Origin of the sequence: Citrobacter sp. JGM124, from assembly GCF_018257795.1 — a bacterium.
GTDB lineage: Bacteria > Pseudomonadota > Gammaproteobacteria > Enterobacterales > Enterobacteriaceae > JGM124.
On sequence record NZ_JAERJD010000036.1, the window covers coordinates 1 to 653 of the forward strand.

At 65.5% G+C, this 653-nt stretch carries 1 pseudogene; it reads left to right on the forward strand.

Going from position 1 to position 653, the window contains the following annotated elements:
* Positions 1-653 (forward strand): annotated as a pseudogene (locus JK154_RS17610) (invasin); the annotation flags it as partial.

A 653-nucleotide genomic window follows, 5' to 3' on the forward strand; every position in this document is an offset into this window, starting at 1 on the left:
ACCGTCGGCAGCAACCTGAAAGCGTCGCTGCAGCTCTCTGCCTGGGATGCTGCTTCTGAGTCGGCGGCCTACGCCATCACCCAGGGGGCACCGGTACAGACGGGCGGCACCATCACCACCAATGCCACCAGTTATGTGGCCGGTGCGGACATGACGGTCACGGTGACCCTCAGGGATGCGGAAGGCAACGGCGTGACCGGCGCGGCAGACTCCCTGGCGGACACCACCACCGTGCAGCATGCCACCGCGAAGCCAGGCAGCAGCTGGACGGAAAATAGCGGGGGCACCTACCAGCGTATCTATACGGCCACGACCGTCGGCAGCAACCTGAAAGCGTCGCTGCAGCTCTCTGCCTGGGATGCTGCTTCTGAGTCGGCGGCCTACGCCATCACCCAGGGGGCACCGGTACAGACGGGCGGCACCATCACCACCAATGCCACCAGTTATGAGGCCGGTGCGGACATGACGGTCACGGTGACCCTCAGGGATGCGGAAGGCAACGGCGTGAGCGGCCTGGCAGGCTCCCTGGCGGACACCACCACCGTGCAGCATGCCACCGCGAAGCCAGGCAGCAGCTGGACGGAAAATAGCGGGGGCACCTACCAGCGTATCTATACGGCGACGACCGTCGGCAGCAACCTGAAAGCGTCGCT